The following is a 16,092-nucleotide window of genomic DNA, read 5'->3' on the forward strand; positions in this document are numbered from 1 at the left end:
ACGGGCGGCGCGTCGTTCCGGCCACGCGGACGCTTCGGCCATAGGCACGGGCGGCGGGACCGAGACCGATGGGGGCGGTCGCCTGCCGTCGGCGGGGGCGCGGGACACAATGGCCCGGTGCGGTACCTGATCCTGGGCGTCACCGAGGCGCGCGACGAGAACGGCACTGCCCTGCCCGTGGGCGGTACGCGGCTGCGCGCCCTTCTCGCCGCCCTCGCGCTGCGTGGGGGACGTCCCGTCCCCGTCGCCGATCTGGTCGACGACGTATGGGCCGCGGACCCTCCGCACGACGCTCCCGCCGCGCTCCAGGCCCTGGTGGGCCGGCTGCGCCGGGTGCTGGGCAGGGACGCGATCACGAGTACCCACGGGGGATACCGCCTGGAGGCCGGGCCCGACGAGGTCGACCTGCACGTGTTCGAGCGGCTGTCCCGCCAGGGGGCCGAGGAGCTCGACGCGGGCGATCCCGTGACGGCCGCGCGCACGCTCCGTACCGCGCTCGCCCTGTGGCGCGGCCCCGCGCTGGCCGACCTGCCGGACCGGGACCACGGCCACGGCCTGCGCCCCGAGGGCCACCGCCTGGCCGCGCTGGAACGCCGTATCGAGGCCGACCTGCGGTGCGCGGCGGCGGGCACGGGTGCCGGTGCGGGGCCCGATGCGGGGCCGCGGACCCTCGTACCGGAGCTCATGGAGCTGACCGCCGCCCACCCGTACGACGAACGCTTCCGGGCCCAGTTGATCCGTGCCCTGCGTGCCGAAGGCCGCCAGGCCGATGCGCTGGCCGCCTACGAGGACGCCCGCCGCGCCCTCGCCGACGGTCTCGGGACCGATCCCGGACCGGAACTGACCGCGCTGCACCGTGAGTTGCTCGCCCCACCGCAAGCGCCGTCCGCATCCGCATCAGCGGCAGTTCGGCAACAGCGCCCGCAGCGCCCGAGCCCGCTCGACCCGCCCGGCCCCGCCGTCGTCCACGGCAACCTCCGGCCCCGGCTCACCTCGTTCGTCGGCCGCGAGCCCGAACTGCGGTCCATCCGCGCCGATCTGACCCGTTCCCGCCTGGTCACTCTCACCGGCCCCGGTGGCTCCGGCAAGACCCGGCTCGCCGAGGAGGCCGCCACCCACGGAGGACCGGTTCCCACCGCCTCCGCAGCCCCCACGGACGCCTGGATCGCCGAACTCGCCTCCGTGGACGACCCCGTCGACGTACCCGGAGCCGTACTCTCCGCTCTCGGGCTGCGCGAGACGTCCCTCCTCCGGGACAACAACCGCGACGGACAGCCGCTGCGCACCGACCCGACCGATCTCCTCGCCGAGCACCTGGCGCACAGCTCCCGCACCCGCCCGTTCCTGCTCGTCCTGGACAACTGCGAACACGTCATCGACGCGGCCGCCACCCTCGCCGAGACCCTGCTCACCCGTTGCCCGCAGCTGCGCATCCTCGCCACCAGCCGCGAACCCCTCGGTGTCCCCGGCGAATCCGTCCGCCCGGTCGGCCCGCTCCCGGCCGATCCCGCCCACCGGCTGTTCGCCGAGCGCGCCCGCGCCGTACGCCCCGACTTCGACCCCGAGCAGGAGGCCACGCACGATCCGGAGGCGGTCGCCGAGATCTGCCGACGGCTCGACGGGCAACCACTCGCCATCGAGCTGGCCGCCGCCCGGCTGCGGATGCTCAGTCCGCGTCAGATCGCGGACCGGCTCGACGACCGGTTCCGTCTGCTGACCGGCGGAAGCCGGACCGTACTGCCGCGTCAGCAGACGCTGCGTGCCGTCGTCGACTGGTCCTGGGACCTCCTCGACGAGGACGAACGCACGGCTCTGCGCCAGGTCTCGGTCTTCGCGGGCGGCTGGGATCTGCCGGCCGCGGAAGCCGTCATCACATCTGGAACAGCGCCTGCTACCGGCCCTGCCCCTGCCGGTCCTGTCTCCGCCGCCCGGCTCTCCACCGCCGATCTGATCGGCGCTCTCGTCGACAAGTCCCTCGTCGTCGCCACGCCGACCGCCTCCGGCGAGATGCGCTACCGCCTCCTGGAGACCATCCACGAGTACGCCGCCGAACGTGCCGCCGAGGCCCCGGAGATACGTGCCACCGCCGCGGGCGCGCACACCGCGTACTTCCTCGCGCTCGTCGAGCAGGCCGAGCCCCGCCTTCGCTCCGGTGACCAGCTGCCCTGGATCGAACGCCTGGAGACGGAACTCGACAACATCCGGGCCGCTCTGCACCGGACCGTCGTCACCGGCCCGTCCGAACCGGAAGCCGTACGACTGGTTCTCGGCATGGGGTGGTTCTGGTGGTTGCGCAACTTCCGCCCCGAGGGCCTCACCTGGGCCGAGCGCGCCGTGGCGCTCGGCCCCGAACCGACCGACGTCGGCGACCCCCGCTACTGGCCGCGCATGCAGCTGGAGATGCTGCGGTACTTCCTCGCCGTCGAGAGCCGACCGGCCGCGGACATCCTGGGCGACGATCGCCATCGGGTGCTGATGGACCGGGTGGCCGACGCGTTCATGTCCTCGGGGCCGCAGTCCGCCCGGTTCCCGGGACTGCTCTGGCCGATGGCCCGGTTCATGACCAGCACGGCGGCCGAAACCCACGCGATGATCGAGCGGGCGGTCGACAACGCCCGTATCCACGGCGGTGCCTGGGAGTACTGCGTCACGCTGATGTTCCGCACCCATATGGCCGTCGACATGTCCGGCGGTATGCCCGGGGTGGACGCCGATCTCGCGGAACTGCGCGAACTGAGCCGCCGCGTCGGCGACCGCTGGATCCGCGCGCAGGTCGCGAGCGCGGCCGCGGAGGCGGGCGTGATGCGCGGACGGTACGCACCGGCGCGGGCGGCGTACGAGGAGGCGCTGCTGCTGTCCCGTGAGGTCGGGGCGCACATCGAGGCGCCGTTCCTCCTCGCGCGCCTCGCCGAACTCGCCCACCGGACCGGGGACATGGCGGAGTACGAACGGATCCTGACCGAGGCGGAGAGCGAGGCGGAGCGCTACCAGGTGCACGACGCCCGCGCCTACGGCCATTTCCTGCGCGCCACCGTGGCCCTGGAGCGGGGGCAGATCGAGGAGGCGCGGCGGCTGGTCACCGAGGCGGCAAATACGGTCGGCCGGGGCAGCCCGCCGTCGCACTTCAACGCCGTGGTCGACGGGCTCGCCGCCCGGATCGCGGTGCACGAACCGGGACCCGACCGTGGCCCGGCCGTCGGCGTGCGGGGTCTGACGGCGGCACTCCGTGCGGCGAGGGACGCCCAGTGCGCCGAGTTCGTCACCGGGCATCTGGCGGAAGGCGTGGCGACCGCGCTGCCGAAGGTGGGCCGCCACGGAGCCGCCGTACGGATCCTGGCGGCGGCGGACAGCTGGCGCCTGTTCGCCCCGAGGACCGAGGCGGAGCAGGCCGAGGTGGACGAGGTCGAGCGGCAGGCACGTGAGGAGCTCGGACCTCAGCTGTACGAGTCCGAGCGCGCCGCGGGCCGCACACTGACCGTCGACGACGTCATCGAGCTCCTGACCCGGATCACCGAGGAGCTCCCGGAAGCGCCGGGCTCCGTCCCGGACCGGCTCACCGGCAGCTGATCCTCGAATTCGCCCAGTCGGCGAGCGCCATGACGCCACCGGGCCGGGCGCGCTCGACGACGAGCCGGATTCGGTCCTGACCGGCGATACCGACGCCCACGGGCACGGCCGGGTCATTGCCGTTCATCACCGGGGACTGCCAGAGTCGCGCGCCGTCGCCGTTGAAGACCGAGAAGCGCACCGAGCCGAGCCCCATCGTCATGTCGTCGATCCCGACCATCGCCTCGTACCGCGTGCACTGCTTGTTCAGCTGGATGACGACCGAGGAATCGCTGTTGACGGTCACCCCGTGCGCGTACGTCGTGCCGCCGATGGACACGTTGGAACGCTGCCAGACCCAGCTGCTCTCCCCGGCCACCACCTCCGGTTCGGTGTGGTCACCCAGGAACGAGTAGTTCAGTTCGCTGACCTGATAGACGGTCGGCGCGGGGGGCGGAGGGGTCGGGGTCGGGGTGGGCGGCGGTGTCGGCGCGGGTGGCGTCGGCTTCGGAGGCGTCGGCTTGGGTGGCGTCGGCTTCGGAGCGGGCTTCGGGGGCGGGGTCGGGGTGGGCGTCGGCTTGGCCTTGGGCTCGGGCGGCGGTGTCGGCGCCGGGGGCGCGGGCGGCGCCGGCGGAGCGGGCTTCGGAGGCGGCGGGGGAGTCGGCTCGGGCGGCGATGTCGGCGCCGGAGGAGCCACGGCAGCCGGCTTCGACACATGTGTGGCCTCGGGCTTCGGCTGGTCGTCGCCGACCAGTGCCCAGGCCAGCCCGGCCGCCGCGGCCACGACAACCGCCGCCGCGATACCGGCCTTCACCGGGGCACCGAGCCCCTCCGAGGCCGCGGCACCACCGGCCGCACCCCCGGACGAGCTCCCCCCGGACGCCGCCGCGGCGGCACCCGCACCCGCGGCTCCCGCCGCGCCACCGGCGACGATCCCGGCGGCCTTGAGCGCGTACCCGGCGGCGAACCAGCCGATGACCGCGACCGGCAGCAGCGCGGGGATCCCGGCGTTGACATGGGCCAGTTCGCCCGCGGCGAGCCGGCACTTCGAGCACCCTTCCAGGTGTCCGCGCAGGCCGCGCTCGGCCCGCATACGGAGCCCGCCACGGGCATACGCGCCGAGCCGGTCGGCGTAGCGCGCGCAGTCGCCGCCCGCGGTCAGGGCCTGGCTCACATGCGCCTGAAGGTAGGCCTGCTTGAGGCCCTCGCGGGCCCGGCTGGCCAGCACCGCCGTGGCATTGGCGGTCAGTCCGAAGAGCGGGGCGATCTCGCTGGGCGACTCCTCCTCGACGGTGGTGTGCCACAGCACGGCCTGCCAGCGCTCCGGCAGGCTGCGGAACGCCTGCATCGCCATCGACTGCTCGGCCTCGTGCATCGCCAGCACATCGGCACCGAGGTCGAGCGTGTCCGCGTCCGACACCTGGGAGGCCTGGGACGCCTGCGCGGCGAACACCGCGAAGTCGTCGACCAGCTGCTCCCGCTTCGCGGTCTTGGTCCAGGCGGCGCCGACATGGCGGACGGCCGTCATGAGATAGGCCCGTACGGCCTCCTCGGGCCCCTTGCCCCGCCGTACCGCCTGCAGCGTGCGGGCGAAGACCTCGGCCGTCAGGTCGTCGGCCGTGTGGGCGTCCCGGCAGCAGCTCCGCGCGTAGCGTCGCACCGCGTCGGAGTGCCGTCGGAAGAGTTCCTCGTACGCGAGATCGTCGCCGTCCCGCATCTGCCGGATCAGATCGGCGTCGGAGGCATCGGTGGCAGTGGCGCTGCCGCCCTCCCGCTGCATCGGCACCGCGGCGTCGGCCTCGGGATCGGCCGGTGCCGACCATGGACCCGGCAGGACGGTGCCGCCCTCCGCGTCACCGCTCGACCGCCCGGGCCCGGCCTGGCTCGGTACCTGCCGGGCAGACAGCCCACCGGCCTCCGTGACATCGCCCACGGCGGAGACGTCGTCGAACGACTTTTCCTGCTGCCCGTCACCGCTCATCGCGGTAGCCCCCGTATGCGCTGTCGGACCCGAACACCGGGCAAGAGTGTCACATGGCGCAATCACGTCGTACCCTCAGCCCCCGCAACCACTCATCCGGGGCGTTTTTCCGAATGTAAGTACTAACAGCCGTTCATTCGGGGAATGCTCGACAACCTCTTTCGTGCGGGCGAGTTGGCGCCGCAGTGCGCGATTCGAGAGCGGCGAACCCGCTGGGCAGCGGGAAAGCGGGTTCCGGCGGCGAGAGAGGCAGCCCCGGAGGCCGGCTACGAAGCCGGACGCGGAGTCGCACAGGTGATGACGGGCTGTTGACCAAGGCCCCATCAAAACGGGCCACATCAATGAAGCTGCGCCCTCTTGGAGTAGCTGATCGGGGTGGTGGCGTGAGGGTCGTTCGGGGTGCTCGTGCTGGTGGTGGAGGCGGCAGTCTGAGGTGTGGATCGTCCGGCAGGGTTGGTTTTGCGGGTTCTCGTCCGTCGGGATCGGCGCCGCTCGTACGCTCCGGCGCATGATGGACCCCGAGATACAGGAACGGATCGCCGCGCGTCGTGCGGAGCTGGACGGACTCGAAGAACAGCTGGTCAAGCAGCTGGCGGAGGTGCGGGCCGAGCGGGATGAGCTTGCCGTGGCCGAGCGGGTGTGGCAGCGGATGAGTGAGCAGCTCGCCGACGAGCGGGCCCAGGCCGGATCGCCGGTGGTTCAGGTGGCGGGTCGGGCAGTGAGGGTGGTCCCGGAGCGTGGGCCGGGAGTTTTGGAGTCCGCGTTGCCGGCGGAGTATCAGCGCATCCTGGCTGCCGTGCGGGCGGCCGGCAGTCCGGTCGCTACCCGGCAGATCGGCGAGGCGCTGGGCGTGGACACCGGGGTGCGGGGCAAACTGGAGCCGCTGCGCGGGAAGCTGACGAAGCTGGCCGACCGCGGCTGGCTGCACAAACGGCCCGACGGGAAGTTCACCGTCCGCCCGTGACCGGCCCGCACGGACGGCAGGGCGTAACCAAGGTGCCCCCGGCGGCTGTTGGAATTGTGTGACGAAAACCAATAAGCATGCCGGGGACACCGTGTCCCTGGTCTACCAGTGCCGCCTGCCGCTGTCCACGCGCACCGTGAACTACCTCGCCGATCTGCTGCGCGGCCACCTGAAGTCGATACGGTCCAGGTGGCGGGCACTGCTTGGCCCGGAGGATCGCGACCATCGTGCTGGCCGTGCTGAGGCACGATCAGCGCCTGGCCGACATGGCCGGCGGCAACGACGTCTCCGCCACCACCATCCGGCGCTGGCGCGACGAGCTGATCACCTTGCTGGCCGCCAAGGCCCCACGGCTGGACCGCGCCCTGAAGAAGATCGCCCGGCGGGGCGGCGAGGCCGCTCTGATCGACGGCACCCTGATCCCCACCCAGCGCCGCACCGGGACGGCGAACCGGCCGAACCAATCCGGCAAACACCACCGCCACGGCCTGCACGTCCTCGCCCTGACCGACGAACGGGGCCGGATGATCTGGATCTCCGCGGCTCGGCCCGGCCGCACTCACGACATCACCGCCGCCCGCCGTGACCGCATCCTGTCCCACTTACGCGCCGCCGGCCTCGGCGCCCTGGCCGATCTCGGCTTCCTCGGCCTGGACGACGACCCGGATGACCCCGTGGTCGTCACCGGCTTCAAGGCCACCCGCGCCCGCAAGCTCACCACCAGCGACAAGGAAGCGAACCGGGCGCTCGCCGTCGCACGCGCCCCGGTCGAGCACGGCTTCGCCCATCTCAAGAACTGGCGGATCCTCACCAAGATCCGCACCGATCCCCCCGCGACCGGCCTGCTGCGCGCCCTGTTCGTCCTGACGAACCTCGAAGGAGCCCGCTGACAGATGATCTGCACCCGAGACATCCGCCCAACACCAGCATGACCACCCCGAACGACCCTCACGCCACCACCCTGACCAGCTACTTCAAGAGGGCGCAGGTTCACTGAAGCTCGCAGCCACGGAGCGTCACGGAGTCCACGTAGGTTTCCGAAGCTCGATCGCCGGTTACCGGAAAGTCATATTCGGCGCGGTACGGCTCCGTCCTGCCAGCGGTAGAGGTCGCGCAGCAAGGAAATCTCGGCGCCGTGATGGATCAGCTCCCTGTTGACGTGCAGGACGATGCCCTCCATGGGAAACCGCTCGGGACCCACCGTGGGCGGATTCTCCAGGTCAGCGTCCGAGAGCTCGCGGACCCCCGCGTTCCATCTCCCATACATCTCATCGAGCTGTTTTAGCGCCTCGTCAGCGGTCCCCGCGTAGGCGAATGTCTGGGAGTCGACGTCCTGGCCGCCGAAGTGCCATCCGACCCGATAGCCCAGGCAGGAGACGATGATGTGCGCCAGCCGCCAGGCAATCGTGGTCACCGGCGCCGGCACCGGGTCAGGGGACGCGGAGTCCATCGTCCATTCCCCCGAACCTGCCGACATCGGTGCGGCCGATGTGCCACGTGGGCGGATGCTCCAGCAGCCACGCACCGGCTCCCAGAAGTACTCCTCATCGGCAAGACCGTGCAGCCGCGGCCGCAGGTTCTTGTGCCAGTGCCAGTCCAGCTGGTCCGCGATTCGCTCGCTCCTTGTCATTTCCGCACACTACATACAACGGAGACCTGGCTGCGAGCCTCGCGGACGCCGTCGCCGGCCGTGGGCCGCGAGAGCGTACCGCACCGGGAGGTGACGCCGGGGGCTGATGTGCCCTTCGGGCCGCGCCGCCGCGAGCGGCTGTTTGACATTAACAACCCGGCTGGCTGGGTTGGGTTCAATGACCCAAATGTGACAGCCTCGACCGATGACATGACGGATGATCAAGACCGCAGACTCCCGCCCGAGATCAGCATGAGTATCCCGAGCGAGCGCCACGCCAGAGCCTCCGACCTGCATGTTCGAAGATGGCGAAGACTCAATCATTCACACGGACCGTCGCCCCGATCACCCGCCACCCGGCGCCCCGGCCAACCGCCCCCGGAGGACCCGGAAAGGCTTCAGACAGTCAACGCAGCCAGCGCAGCCAGCGCAGACAGCACAGGCACGCCCCCGGACCGCGGCCCGAGCACGCGCAGCAAGCTCGGCGGCCTCAGCGCCACCCTCCCGCGAGGGTGCACCGGGCACAGCAGCCACACGCCACTGCGCCCGCGCACCCGCGTACGCACGAAGAACCCGCCTGTGCGCGAAAGAACCTCCGCTCACGCGTGAAAGAACCGCTCACGTGGGAAGGACCGGCACGCCTCCCGCGCATCGCACGCCTCCCGCGCATCGCACGCCTCCCGCGCATCGCATCCCTCCCGCGCTCACCACTCAGGCAACCGGCCGAGAACGCAGCCCCTCCAGCAGGATGTCGAGGAGACGGCTCGAAGCGGCGGCCTGCTGAGCCGCGTCGGGCAGCGACGGCGCCGCCGTCGCTATCACCAGCAGTACATCCGCGACCGTCACGTCGCGGCGCAGTTCACCAGCTGCCCGTGCCCGGTCCACCAGGCGGCCGACCACCTCCAGCAGCTCGCCGGCTCCCGTGTCGTCGTCCTCGATGCCGGTCTCCGCAGCGGAACGCTCGTCGGCCGGCCGGAGGTCGGCCTGGTCGGCGCCCTGCCGCTGCTGAGGCACCCGAACCTCGTCCCGACCGCTGCCCGATGCCGCGCCCGATATGGTCACCGACTCCCCGACCACCGCCGGGTCATCGCCACTGCCACTGCCACTGCCATCGGAATCGACATCGACGCCGACCCTCAGCACCTGCGGCGGCAGCAGCCGCCCCGCGCCCGAGGCCACGGACGTCCGAAGGAAGCGCGACAACGCCGACCACGGCTCGTCCTCCTGCCCGAGCGCGGTCCGTGCCTGGTCCGTCAGCCGGGAGGTCTCTTCCTCGGCTATCCGTCGGACCAGCACGTCCTTGCTCGGAAAGCGCCGGTACACCGTGCCGACTCCGACCCTGGCGCGACGCGCCACGTCCTCCATCGGAGCCCCGTATCCCAGCTCACCGAACACCTCGCGCGCGGCTCGCAGGACATGTTCCAGATTGCGTTGTGCATCCACGCGCAGCGGAGCCGAGCGGCCATTCGCACCGTCCGCGCCGTTCGCGGTGTTGGCTCCGACCGCACCGTTGGCTCCGACCGTGCCGACCGAACTCGCCGTCACCGTCCCGACCGTTCCCACCGCTCCGTTTCGCCCTGTTCCATCGGACGAATGGGACGGAACCGCAGCAGCGGTCTGCCAATGAGAATCCTGAATGTGCATAACTGTTCCCCCGGTTATGACGTCTCCCCCCGGAGACTTCCCGCCGTTTGATCCGGGGAGTGGATCATGGTCGCCATCCGACACCCCGACGACATACGAACATAGTTGAGCCCGGCTCAATTCAGAAGAGGGTAGTTCCGCACGGAGGGCCCCCGATCGGCGCAAGGACCGGTTGGTCGCTGGTTCGACCCCCGCCCGGCACCGCCGCCTCGACCCCTGACCTGCGCAGCTCGTGCATCGCCGCCGGGCCACGCGGCAACCGCCCATCCAGAACCTCCGGTCACACAATTTGCCGGGGCTGTGGACAAACCCTTGAGCACGTTGCGTCATGGGGTGGTGATGGCTTCAGATTCCGGGGGAACACCCCCCGGCCCCCCACCGGGTGTGCGCATTCTCGTCATCGGTGGCGGCTACGTCGGGATGTACACAGCGCTGCGTCTCCAGCGGAAGCTGAAGCAGAGGCTCAGAAGCGGTGAGGCCGAGATCGTGGTCGTCACCCCCGAGCCCTATATGACGTATCAGCCGTTCCTGCCCGAAGCCGCCGCCGGTTCGATCTCACCGCGCCATGTCGTCGTGCCGCTCCGCCGCGTCCTCGCGCACTGCCGGATCGTGATCGGCGAGGCGCAGCGCATCGACCACGCCAAGCGCACGGCCACCGTCACCACCCTCGCCACGGGGGAGGACGGCACCGGCGCGGTCGAGATCCCGTACGACGAACTCGTCCTCGCCCCCGGCTCCGTCTCGCGCACCCTCCCGGTTCCCGGCCTCGCCGACCACGGCATCGGCTTCAAGACCGTCGAGGAGGCCATCGGCCTGCGCAACCATGTCATCGAGCAGATGGACATCGCCTCCGCCACCCGGGACCCCGCCATCCGCGACGCCGCGCTCACCTTCGTCGTCGTCGGCGGCGGATACGCGGGTGTCGAGGCCCTCGCCGAGCTGGAGGACATGGCCCGCTACACCTCGCGGTACTACCACAACATCAAGGCCGAGGACCTGAAGTGGATCCTCGTCGAGGCATCCGGCCGCATCCTTCCCGAGGTCGGCGAGGAGATGGGTACCTACGCCATCCGTGAGCTGCGCGGCCGCAACATCGACGTACGCCTCGACACCCGGCTGGAGTCCTGCGAGGACCGGATCGCCGTCCTGAGCGACGGTTCCCGGTTCCCGACCCGCACCCTCGTGTGGACCGCGGGCGTCAGACCCGCGCCGGTCCTCGCCGCGACCGACCTGCCGCTCGACGAATGCGGCAGGCTCAGGTGCACGGCGCAACTCGCCGTCCAGGGCGTCGAGCACGCCTGGGCCGCCGGGGACGCCGCGGCCGTACCCGACCTGACCGCCACGGAACCGGGCAGGGAGACCGCCCCCAACGCCCAGCACGCGGTGCGCCAGGCCAAGGTCCTCGCCGAGAACATCCTGGCGTCGCTTGCCGGAGCGCCCCTCAAGGAGTACCGGCACAGCTACGCGGGCTCCGTCGCCTCGCTCGGCCTCCACAAGGGCGTCGCCCATGTCTACGGCCGTAAGCTCAAGGGCTGTCCGGCCTGGCTGATGCACCGTACGTACCACCTCAGCCGTGTCCCGACGTTCAACCGGAAGGCCCGCGTCCTTGCCGAATGGACCCTCGCCGGGCTCTTCAAGCGCGAGATCGTCTCCCTCGGCTCGCTGGAGCACCCGCGCGCCGAGTTCGAGCTCGCCGCAGGCGGCAGACGCCCAGGTCCGAACGGCCCGCCGAAGCCGGACACCCCGCCGGGACCCGGCAACTCGCCGGGGCCCGATGCTCCCTGTGGGCCCGACGGCCCGCCGGGGAACGGCGGCTGACGGACCGTCGACCCGCCCGCACGCCCACCCGGTGGCGGACCGTACCGAAAACTGTCAGTACGGTCCGCCACACTGGACGTGTGACCATAGGTGGGCCCACATCTGCACAGAGTGACCCGGCCGGCAGTGACCGACAGTGAGCAGCCCGCAAGAGCGGACCAGACCGACACACGAGGCCAGAAATTCCGTGAACTTCACGCGCTGGAGCGCCCGCCTACCCGGAACGCAGCGCCGCGCCGCCGCACGGGACGACCGCAGTTCCGTCCCCCCGGCCCGCGCCGAGTACGCACAGCCCGAGGCCGGGCCCCGCCCGCCGGAAGGGGACACGCGCAGCGACACGCACGGCGGGACGAGTCACGATCCCCGGGACGGCTCGCACGGCGCGGCTCCGCAGCCCGGCGGCCCCGCCCTGGAGGACCTCTCCGCCCGGGACATCCTCGGCCAGCTGCCCGCCCTGGTGGCCCTGGTGTACGGCCCCGACCACCGGATCGCGTACGTCAACGACGCCTACGCCGCCGCCTTCGGGCCCCGCCCGGCCGGCGCCACCGCCGCCGAGGCCATGCCCGAGCTCGACGAGCTCAGCCTGCTGCCCCTCATGGACCAGGTCCTGCGCAGCGGCACTCCGCGCACGGTCAAGTCCCGCAAGGCCCGCAGCGGCAATTCGTACACCGTGACCTGCACTCCCGTGCACCGGGACAGGGACGACGAAGGCGACAAGGGCGGCCCCGGAAAGCAGAACAAGAACAACAAGAACAGCAGGAGCAACAAGAACAGGGGCCGATCGGGCGAAGGCGGCGTGCTCGTGTACGCCGCGGATGTCACCGATCACGCCGAAGCGGCCGAACGGCTCCGCGCCAGCGAGCGCCGCCACCGCGAAACGGCCGTCACCCTCCAGCGTTCCCTGCTCCCTCAGGAGCTGGAGCAGCCCGACGACCTCCGGATCGCCGCCACCTACCAGCCCGGCGGCACGGACGCCGCGGTCGGCGGCGACTGGTACGACGTCATCACCCTCGGCGCAGGCCGCACCGCCCTGGTCATCGGGGACGTGATGGGCCGCGGGGTGCGGGCCGCCGCAGTCATGGGCCAGCTCCGCACGGCCGTACGCGCCTACGCCCGGCTCGACCTCCCGCCGCACGAGGTGCTCCAGCTCCTGGACGGTCTCGCCGCCGAGATCGATGCCAGCCAGATCGCCACCTGTGCCTACGCGGTCCACGACCCCAACGAGGGCCGGCTGGTCTACGCCTCCGCCGGCCACCTCCCGATCCTGGTGTGCGACGAGGACGGCACGGTCCACCGCGCCGAGGACCCGACGGGCCCGCCGCTCGGCACCGGCGGCTGGATCCACACCTCGGGCACGATCGCGCTGCCGCCCGGCTCCACCGCCGTCCTCTACACGGACGGCCTGGTCGAGCGCCGGAGCGAGGACATCGACGAGGGTGTCGCCGCGCTGGAACGCGCCCTCTCCGGTGCCAAGGGTTCACCCCAGGTGGTCTGCGACCGGCTGATCCGCTCCCTGGGCGTCACCGCGGAACACGACGACGACGTGGCGGTGCTGGTGGTCCAGCACCCCGCCCGCACGGGGGCGAACGCGGAGCTGTTCCACAACGCCTCGCTCGATCTTCTCGGCGGCATCGAGGCGGCACCGCGCGCCCGCGCCTTCGCGACCGGGGTCCTCACCTCGTGGCGATTCCCGGTCGAGCTCTGCGACCTGGGCGTCCTGGCCGCCGGCGAACTCGTCGCGAACTCCCTCAAGCACGGCACCCCGCCGATGCGCCTGGGCCTGCGGCGCACCGACCGACGTCTGATCATCGAAGTGACCGACGGCGACGACCACCTGCCGCGCCGCCGCCGGGCCGACCCGGCGGACGAAGCGGGCCGCGGCATCTCCATCGTCGCGACGATCGCCACGTCGTGGGGCAGCCGCCGCACACCGGGCGGCGGAAAAGCGGTCTGGTGCGAATTCGCCCTGCCGCAGTGAGGGCCCTGTCGCGGACAGGGCCCGGCCGCTCAGCGAGCAGCAGCAGCCGCGGAGGCAGCAGCGGAGCCGGGCTCGGCATCCGGCAGTGACACGGCCACCACCCTGGAGGGCACCGTCTCCAGGGAAGGCTGGTCCTGTACGGGGGTGAGCCGTCGGCCGAGCCGCAGCGCCAGCGCCGTGATGCCCAGCGAGAACAGCACGAACGTCACGATGTACGGCCCGTGCAGCGTCGCCCCCATCGGCCCGCCCACGGCCGGACCGACCGCCAGCGCGAGCTGCTTGCACAGGGCGAACGCGGAGTTGTACTGCCCGACCATCGACTCCGGCGCCAGATCGGCCACCAGCGGGGCCACGGTCGGCGACAGCATCGACTCACCGAGTCCGAACAGTGCGTACGTGGAGATCATCGCGGCCGTCGCCATGGTCTGGCTGTCGTGCACGAGCCCCGCGTATCCGGCCACGATCCAGGCGAACGCCCAGATCAGACCGACCGAGGCGATGACCCGGCTGCGCCTGCGGCGCTCGACGAGCCGCAGCACGACGAACTGCGCCACGACGATGACGGCGGTGTTGGCGGCCAGCGCGATCCCGAGCGTCGAAGGCTGGATCCCGGCGGCCTCGGTGCCGTAGGCCGCGAGCCCGGACTCGAACTGTCCGTAGCAGGCGAAGAACAGCACGAAGCCCAGCACACACAGCTGCACCATGGCCCGGTGCGAGAGCAGTGCCCGCAGCCCGCCCGGCGCCTTGGAACCGTCGGTCGGCCTGGCGTCCGAGAAGGACGGCGCACGGGACAGCCGCACCGTGGAGGAGATGACACCGAGCACGACGAACATCGCGGCCTCGATGAGGAACAGCAGGGTGAAGGTCTCCGGCCGGTTCGTGTCGACGATCTGTCCGCCGACGAGCCCGCCGACGCCGAGCCCGAGGTTCTGCAGGAAGAACTGCATGGCGAAGGCGCGCGTACGGGTGGCGGTGCTGGAACACCACACGAGCATGGTGGCGAGCGCCGGCTGCATGACCGCCGTACCCGCGCCGAGGACCGCGGCCGACAGTACGGAGGCGGTCACCCCCGACGACAGACCGAGGGCGACGGCGCCCAGGGAAGCGACGGCCGAGGCGACGACGAGCACGGGCAGCGGCCCGCGCCGGTCGATGGCCCGCCCGGTGAACGGCAGAACGGCCAGCGCTGCCATGGCGAAGACCGCCAGTACGACTCCCGCGGTGCCAGCACCCAGATCCCGCACCTGTGCCACATAGACGTACAGATACGGAACGGTGAACCCCAGCCCGAACGCGCTCAGCGCGCTCCCCAGCTGGATCCGCCGCAGTGCTGCACCCATCTCCCTGGTCACACTCACCTACCTCAAGGTCTCGAAGCGACATGTCGAGCCATCCGAACGACTCGAACCCGAAGACTTTAGCACTAAAGTTAGAACGTCAACAATACAGCTCGAAGGACTTCGACGGCTTTGGAGGGCGTGCCATACTGCCCGCCATGCCTGACACCACCGAGCAGCCCGGACCGCAGGAGCCGAGCCTCGACGAGCAGATCGCCGCCTACCAGCGCGAATTCCGCGACCTGGACCCCCAGGTCGAGCAGGTCGTCTCGGCCCTGGGTCGACTGAACCGCCGGATGAACGTGGCGTACGGACGCCAGCTCGCCGCCCTCGGCATCAGCAACGCCGAGTGGGAGGTCCTCAAGACCCTGGTCCTGGCCGGCTCCCCGTACCGACTGGGTCCGGGAGAGCTGGCCAAGCGCCTGGGCCTCACCCCGGCGGCGATGACCCACCGCATCGACCGCATGGCGGGCGAGGGCCTGGTCACCCGCGACCGGGACGAGAACAACCGGGTGCGCGTGATCGTCGAGCTGACCGACGAGGGTCGTACGAAGTGGCTGGAGGCGATGCGCATGGCCACCGACTTCGAGGAGGACCTGCTCCAGGACCTCACGGCCGATGAGCGTGGGGGCCTCGGCGACATGCTGATCCGCCTCCTGCGCCGGGTGGAGCACGCCCAGCCGGACGCCGGCGGCCGCCTCACCGACCTGGACTGAACCCGTGTCCGACACGTGGGAAAAGGGCTTGACCTGGCGGGGTTGACACACCCCTGCTCGGTCCGTAGGGTTCTTCGAGTTGTCACGGGGCCGGAACGGTTCTGCGACAACCGATCCCGCCGCGAATGCGGCAACCAAACTCAGCACGATCTCCCACTCGGGAGAATTTCGGCATGCCGAAATTTATTTCGAGGACTCGATTATGAGTCGCCGGGAAAATCCGCTAGAGTTCTGGACGTCGGAACGGCCCAACAGCCGGGAAGACAAGCCCTGCTGACTGGGAATCAGGCCCGAAAGGATCTGATAGAGTCGGACTCGCTGGAAAGGGAAACGCGAAAGCGAAGAACTGGAAGGCGGTGCAGGACCCGCTTCGACCGGGAAAACGGACACGAAAGAGTCTGATAGAGTCGGAAACGCAAGACCGAAGGGAAAAGCCCGGAGGAAAGCCCGAGAGGGTGAGTACAAAGGAAGCGTCCGT

At 71.0% G+C, this 16,092-nt stretch carries 10 protein-coding genes; 6 read left to right on the forward strand and 4 right to left on the reverse strand.

Annotated features, from left to right (window positions below):
• The first annotated feature begins 117 nt into the window (after positions 1–117).
• Positions 118–3,567: a BTAD domain-containing putative transcriptional regulator gene (locus ABZY11_RS18710; RefSeq protein WP_356480173.1), complete on the forward strand. Its 3,450-nt coding sequence runs from the start codon at positions 118–120 to the stop codon at positions 3,565–3,567.
• Here the strand turns inward: ABZY11_RS18710 and ABZY11_RS18715 are convergent.
• Complete coding sequence (locus tag ABZY11_RS18715; RefSeq protein ID WP_356480174.1) at positions 3,554–5,527, reverse strand: sigma-70 family RNA polymerase sigma factor; 1,974 nt, start codon at positions 5,525–5,527, stop codon at positions 3,554–3,556. The two genes, ABZY11_RS18710 and ABZY11_RS18715, sit on opposite strands and share 14 nt — an antisense overlap.
• Before the next feature lie 508 nt (positions 5,528–6,035).
• Here ABZY11_RS18715 and ABZY11_RS18720 point away from each other — a divergent pair.
• Both ABZY11_RS18720 and ABZY11_RS18725 read left to right on the forward strand, forming a co-directional pair.
• Complete coding sequence (locus ABZY11_RS18720; RefSeq protein WP_356480175.1) at positions 6,036–6,491, forward strand: hypothetical protein; 456 nt, start codon at positions 6,036–6,038, stop codon at positions 6,489–6,491.
• Positions 6,492–6,694: 203 nt separating this feature from the next.
• Positions 6,695–7,381 carry a transposase family protein gene (locus tag ABZY11_RS18725; RefSeq protein ID WP_356480176.1) on the forward strand — a complete coding sequence of 229 codons (687 nt, stop codon included), beginning with the start codon at positions 6,695–6,697 and terminating at the stop codon, positions 7,379–7,381.
• 176 nt (positions 7,382–7,557) lie between these two features.
• Here ABZY11_RS18725 and ABZY11_RS18730 read toward each other — a convergent pair whose 3' ends face one another.
• Positions 7,558–8,121 (reverse strand): DinB family protein, encoded by a 564-nt coding sequence (locus tag ABZY11_RS18730; protein WP_356480177.1) that lies wholly within the window; start codon positions 8,119–8,121, stop codon positions 7,558–7,560.
• A gap of 711 nt (positions 8,122–8,832) precedes the next feature.
• Positions 8,833–9,765: a helix-turn-helix domain-containing protein gene (locus tag ABZY11_RS18735; protein ID WP_356480181.1), complete on the reverse strand. Its 933-nt coding sequence runs from the start codon at positions 9,763–9,765 to the stop codon at positions 8,833–8,835.
• Positions 9,766–10,104: 339 nt separating this feature from the next.
• Between ABZY11_RS18735 and ABZY11_RS18740 the strand changes: the two genes are divergently transcribed.
• Both ABZY11_RS18740 and ABZY11_RS18745 read left to right on the forward strand, forming a co-directional pair.
• Complete coding sequence (locus ABZY11_RS18740) at positions 10,105–11,583, forward strand: FAD-dependent oxidoreductase (protein WP_356480178.1); 1,479 nt, start codon at positions 10,105–10,107, stop codon at positions 11,581–11,583.
• 187 nt (positions 11,584–11,770) lie between these two features.
• Entirely contained in the window at positions 11,771–13,561 is a 1,791-nt protein-coding gene (locus tag ABZY11_RS18745) for a SpoIIE family protein phosphatase (protein ID WP_356480179.1), read from the forward strand.
• A gap of 29 nt (positions 13,562–13,590) precedes the next feature.
• Here ABZY11_RS18745 and ABZY11_RS18750 read toward each other — a convergent pair whose 3' ends face one another.
• Entirely contained in the window at positions 13,591–14,901 is a 1,311-nt protein-coding gene (locus ABZY11_RS18750; protein ID WP_356480182.1) for an MFS transporter, read from the reverse strand.
• 155 nt (positions 14,902–15,056) lie between these two features.
• On the opposite strand from ABZY11_RS18750, the gene ABZY11_RS18755 reads away from it, so the two are divergent.
• Positions 15,057–15,614, forward strand: coding sequence for a MarR family transcriptional regulator (locus ABZY11_RS18755; protein ID WP_356480180.1), 558 nt, complete (start codon positions 15,057–15,059; stop codon positions 15,612–15,614).
• Positions 15,615–16,092: the final 478 nt, after the last annotated feature.

It is taken from the genome of Streptomyces sp. NPDC006510 (assembly GCF_040611955.1).
Taxonomy (GTDB): domain Bacteria; phylum Actinomycetota; class Actinomycetes; order Streptomycetales; family Streptomycetaceae; genus Streptomyces.

Excerpts from the sequence above, each read along its gene's own strand:
- ABZY11_RS18715 (WP_356480174.1), bottom strand. The coding sequence starts at position 5,527 with ATGAGCGGTGACGGGCAGCAGGAAAAGTCGTTCGACGACGTCTCCGCC.
- ABZY11_RS18720 (WP_356480175.1), top strand. The coding sequence starts at position 6,036 with ATGATGGACCCCGAGATACAGGAACGGATCGCCGCGCGTCGTGCGGAG.
- ABZY11_RS18730 (WP_356480177.1), bottom strand. The coding sequence starts at position 8,121 with ATGACAAGGAGCGAGCGAATCGCGGACCAGCTGGACTGGCACTGGCAC.
- ABZY11_RS18735 (WP_356480181.1), bottom strand. The coding sequence starts at position 9,765 with ATGCACATTCAGGATTCTCATTGGCAGACCGCTGCTGCGGTTCCGTCC.
- ABZY11_RS18740 (WP_356480178.1), top strand. The coding sequence starts at position 10,105 with ATGGCTTCAGATTCCGGGGGAACACCCCCCGGCCCCCCACCGGGTGTG.
- ABZY11_RS18750 (WP_356480182.1), bottom strand. The coding sequence starts at position 14,901 with ATGGGTGCAGCACTGCGGCGGATCCAGCTGGGGAGCGCGCTGAGCGCG.
- ABZY11_RS18755 (WP_356480180.1), top strand. The coding sequence starts at position 15,057 with ATGCCTGACACCACCGAGCAGCCCGGACCGCAGGAGCCGAGCCTCGAC.